Source organism: Psychrobacter sp. (assembly GCF_035469765.1).
Lineage (GTDB): Bacteria > Pseudomonadota > Gammaproteobacteria > Pseudomonadales > Moraxellaceae > Psychrobacter.
In genome coordinates, this window is sequence record NZ_DATIRM010000088.1 from 1 (window position 1) to 4,882 (window position 4,882).

General features: G+C 40.5%; 4 protein-coding genes. 2 read left to right on the forward strand and 2 right to left on the reverse strand.

Translation table 11 applies throughout. From position 1 onward, the window contains the following. Positions 1-1,259, forward strand: a 1,259-nt coding sequence (locus VLN09_RS02415; protein ID WP_325243619.1) for an oleate hydratase, incomplete at its 5' end; no start/stop codon positions are given. A gap of 185 nt (positions 1,260-1,444) precedes the next feature. Here the strand turns inward: VLN09_RS02415 and VLN09_RS02420 are convergent. Together VLN09_RS02420 and VLN09_RS02425 are read right to left on the reverse strand one after the other, a co-directional pair. Continuing rightward, a complete protein-coding gene (locus VLN09_RS02420) occupies positions 1,445-2,572 on the reverse strand; it encodes a zinc-binding dehydrogenase (protein WP_325243620.1) in 1,128 nt (375 codons plus the stop codon). A gap of 133 nt (positions 2,573-2,705) precedes the next feature. Continuing rightward, positions 2,706-3,383 carry a glutathione S-transferase family protein gene (locus VLN09_RS02425; RefSeq protein ID WP_325243621.1) on the reverse strand — a complete coding sequence of 226 codons (678 nt, stop codon included), beginning with the start codon at positions 3,381-3,383 and terminating at the stop codon, positions 2,706-2,708. 172 nt (positions 3,384-3,555) lie between these two features. Here VLN09_RS02425 and VLN09_RS02430 point away from each other — a divergent pair, with 172 nt between their 5' ends. After that, positions 3,556-4,200: a LysR family transcriptional regulator gene (locus VLN09_RS02430; protein ID WP_325243622.1), complete on the forward strand. Its 645-nt coding sequence runs from the start codon at positions 3,556-3,558 to the stop codon at positions 4,198-4,200. Positions 4,201-4,882: the final 682 nt, after the last annotated feature.

Genomic DNA, 4,882 nt, shown 5'->3' on the forward strand with positions numbered 1-4,882 from the left:
GCTTACTTGAGTTAAAATTATATATGCACCGTTTTTTGCATGACTTAGATGGTATGCATAATATGTCGATGCTAGTATTTCCAAGATACAATCAATATGATGGGTTTATCGTACCGCTATGTAACTATCTAATCAAAAAAGGGGTTAAATTCCAGTACAATACTTCGGTAACGGATTTAGATATTGAATTTAACAAAGCAGATGGCAATGAATCAACTAAGACGGTCAAAGCTATCATTGCAGAAGTAGATGGTAAGCCTACCACCATTGCCATTACAGGGAATGACTATGTAGTAGCGACTACAGGAACAATGACTGACGATACTCGTTATGGTGATAATGACTCTGCGCCAAACCTAGACGCTATGGTAGAGAATCAAGGTCGATCAAAAGGTTGGACACTCTGGAATAATCTTGCTCATAAATCTAGCGTATTTGGTCATCCTGAAAAATTCAATGGCAACGTGAATGAGTCTTCATGGATGTCAGCAACGCTTACTTGTAAACCTTCTGCGTTGGTGGATAAGCTCAAAGAACTATCTGTTAATGATCCATATTCAGGTAAAACAGTGACAGGCGGTATCATCACCTTTACCGATTCTAACTGGATAATGAGCTTTACTTGTAACCGTCAGCCACACTTTCTTGATCAACCAAAGGATACTTTAGTACTTTGGTTGTATAGTTTGCTGATGGATAAAGACGGTAATTATATTAATAAACCAATGCCAAAATGTACAGGGAATGAAATTTTAGCAGAGCTTTGCTATCACCTTGGCATTATTGATGAGCTAGACGTCGTCGTTGAAAATACCATTGTCAGATCTGCCTATATGCCATATATTACCTCACAATTTATGGTGCGTGCACAGGGTGACCGCCCTGAAATTGTACCTCAAGGCTGTACTAACCTAGGCTTAATAGGGCAATTTGTCGAAACTAAAAACGATGTGGTATTTACCGTCGAAAGCTCCGTTCGCACTGCCAGAGTTGCGGTATATAGCCTACTTGATATAAAAAAACAGGTGCCTGATATAGATCCATCGCAATATGATATTCGTCACTTATTACGTGCGGCAAATACGTTAAATGATGGTAAAGGATTTATTGGAGAAGGCTTATTACGTAAGCTATTAAAAGATACGTATTATGAGCATATCTTGCCACCTACTCATCTAAATAGTCAGGAACAGACTAAGCGTAATGACTCTGTTTTTTCAGAGTATTGGGAGTCTATTAAAGGTCTTTGGCAGAAGTAAATCCCTTTAGATTGCAAATCTTATCTTATGGTAACTTAAGTTCTAAGTTACCATAAGATATTTAATACCAGTATGCTATTTTCTATTACAAGCAAGTAAATAAAAAAGCAGATACCATAATCAGTATCTGCTTTTACATGCGTTAAAAAAAAGTTCGTTAAGAGTTCTTAATCTCCGAAGTTTAATTAGCTTTGAGGTGTAATTAGGTACTTCTCGCCTGTCGCTTGTTTACCATAAGCGGCTATTGATTGTAATTGTAATGCCTCTGCCAATGACACTTCATGGGTGTAACTGCTAGCAAATGTGGTCGTGATTTCATCTGCAACGCGTTTACGCATTGACATGACAGTTTTAGTGCCTAGTTTGCCTAATGCATTGAATAATAAGAATCCATTCACACCCCAAGCAAAACCAAAGTTACGATTTAGGGTAATAGGGCCACGGTTTAATGCACCATAAATATAAGCTTGTTTAAAAGTGTTTGAGCCGTAAACGCTGTATTCTTCCACATCGCGGGTTATGGCCGCTTCCATACAGTTTAGAATATCGCTAGTTAATTGACCGCCGCCAATAGGATCGAATGAAATAGTGGCACCCGTTTCGATAATCGCTGCTGTTAAGTCCGCAATGAACGTATCACTGCTTGAGTTGACCACATATTTTGCGCCCATACCACGTAATAGTTTTTCTTGCTCTTCTTTACGCACGATATTGATCAAATCAATACCATCGGCCATACAAATGCGGTTGAGCATTTGACCAAGGCTAGACGCTGCTGCCGCATGAATGATGGCTTTGTGACCCTCAGCACGCATGGTTTCAACCATTGCTAATGCGGTAAGTGGGTTCACAAAAGAAGAAGCGCCTTCTTTAGCTGTCGTGCCTTCTTTTAATTCTAAGCAGCTTTGTATATTGACACAGTGATATTGACGATAAGTACCGCCGCCAATCACAGCAACCATCTTGCCCATTAATGCTTGTGCGGCTGGCGAGGAGCCCGCTGCAACAACGGTGCCAGCGCCTTCGTTACCCACGGGCGTTGCTTTATTAACACGTGTTTTAAGTGCTGGCATGAACTTGGCGGGAACATCAGCAGTAATGACTGGGTTTTGCTCAGTGCCTGATTGTACAGCAGTTGACATGTCAGCCGCGCTAAACATAACCCCAAAGTCAGATGGGTTCAATGGTGCCGCTTCAATGCGAACAACCACTTCATCGGCACCCGGTTTCGGCATCTCGATGTCTTGTAAGGCAAGCGTTAATTTATTGTCTTCGCTAACTGTTGAGGTCAGTTGGATGTTTTTATCTGTCATGGTTTTTGCTCCTGCAAATGATTAGATGTGTTGATTAGACTTTGTTTGTCGTTGAATTTAAGTAGTCATCTTAATATTAGTTATGTTTATTGCTCGGTGTTATGTAGAATCAAATATTGTTGAGTCTCAAATATTATTTAACATTGGCAGCTTGCATCTGAGATTTCACATGTTGCATAAACCCAGGCATGTTTGCCAAACGATCTGCCTCCACGGTTTGGGCAATAGCAGATTGACCCATAGAGTCATTCCATTCCTGCATGCCAGGGATTTCTGCAAGTACATCCCAGTCAAGTTGGGTAGAGGCAAAGGCGCTGACAATGGTGTTTACGTAATGAACATAGATATCAGCCATCGTGAATTGTTCACCTGCAATCCAAGGTGAGAATTTACACAAGCGATTTAAGGCGGTAACGCCACGGTTTAATACTTGGCGTACTTCCTCTTTGACTGCTTCAGGGGCGTTAGTACCTGAAAGCACATATGGGATCAGTCGGCGGCTTGGCAGCTCAAAATAAAGCTCTGCTATTTTCATAATTTGACGCACGACCGCACGTTCGCTAGCACTTTCAGGGTATAGCGGCGTGTCAGGGTAAGTCTCTTCGAGAAAGTCACAAATGATACTCGATTCTGAAAGATTAAAGCCTTCAGGCGTTGTGATAGCAGGTACTTTACCAACTGGACTGACTTTCAGTAATTCGTCACTACCACCGTAAACAAGGTTTTCTTGGAACGGCAGTTCTTTATATAAAAGGACATATTTCACTAGGTTGTAATAGTTGCTAGCGGCAAAACCATGCAAAGTAATCATAAGTCAGTCTTCCATTATTGACGTAAAGGTTTTTTTTGGTTGCAACGTTTAAGTTAAACACATTATTACTGGTTTTAATGTGGTTATATATAAGGGAAAACGTGAATCACTATTGCTTTTAAGACAATAATAAAGCAAAAATGCTTAGATATTCATTTAATGGAGAAATTGGTTGGATCAACTACGTGCAATACGATATTTCAGTAAAGTCGTCGAAACAGGCAGTTTTACCAAAGCGGCGAAGGCGTTTGATGTGCCGCCATCATCATTGTCGAGACGGGTTGCTGATTTGGAGAAGAGTTTGGGCGCGACATTGTTAAAGCGTTCGACCCGAATCGTTAAACTGACAGAAGTAGGGCAGATTTACTATAATGATGTACAGCAAATATTGAATCAACTAGAGCAAAGCAAAGAAACGGTTCGTAGTTACCAAACAACGCCAATGGGGCGATTACGTATCAGTTCGATGGTAGGATTTGGTGAGAAGATACTGCTTCCTTTATTAGATGAATTTAGCGCGTTATACCCCCAAATTTTATTAGATGTCAGTTTAAGTGACGAGCTATCCGCACTTGGACGTGACGATGTCGATATTGCTATTCGCGGTGGCTACGCGCCAAATGAACGCGTGCTTGCAATAAGGCTCATGGACAATGGTTTTATTCCTGTCGCTTCTCCAAGCTATTTAGAAAAACATGGCGTGCCTAACAATGCGATGGAATTAAAAGGACATAACGGACTTTATTTTAAAACGCCATCAGGATCAACGCCTTGGCTATGTAATGTCAACTCGATGGGCATTAGCGTCATATCTTGAGTCAGGAGCGTTGCAAGAGCTTAAGTTTGAGCATGAGTTAGCAATCACTCAACATTCTGATATGGCCGTGTATTTACTGTATCAAAAACAGCGCTACTTAGTACCAAAAGTAAAAGCGGCAGTAGATTTTTTGGTTGAAAGAATAAAAGTCATACATGAGTGTTAAAGGTTGAATGAGCTCATGACGTAAAAAGAGAGTAGGGGCCAAAATACTGCTAGATGGCATTTACCGATTACGAGTTGACTATAGGTCGGCTATACCTCCTTCCTAAGGACATGGTTTTATTCTGAGCACAAGGGCTAACGCTGTGGCAGACGTTTCAACACCTTACGCTCTATAAGTCGCTAACGCCAAAATTCAGTGAGGTTATTAGTAACTCTAAAATAGGGCAAGATAAATGATGAATAATAAGATAAACTGCCTCCGCGAGCGTTGACTAGGTTCAGTGCATTTCAGACTGAGCAGCGATATTTGATTGCTAGAGAGTAAAAACCCAGTAATAAAGAACACTGAGAGCAATGACAGAGTGAGCTGTCAACTACAGCTCCTCAAGTTATTTACCTATATAACACACAAAGTTTCCTGCATAAATATAAATAAACCCACAAATTTTGTGGGTTTATTTATATTTTTATTACTCTACAGCATTAGCCGATAGGAAAAGTGATTTTGATAGTGATG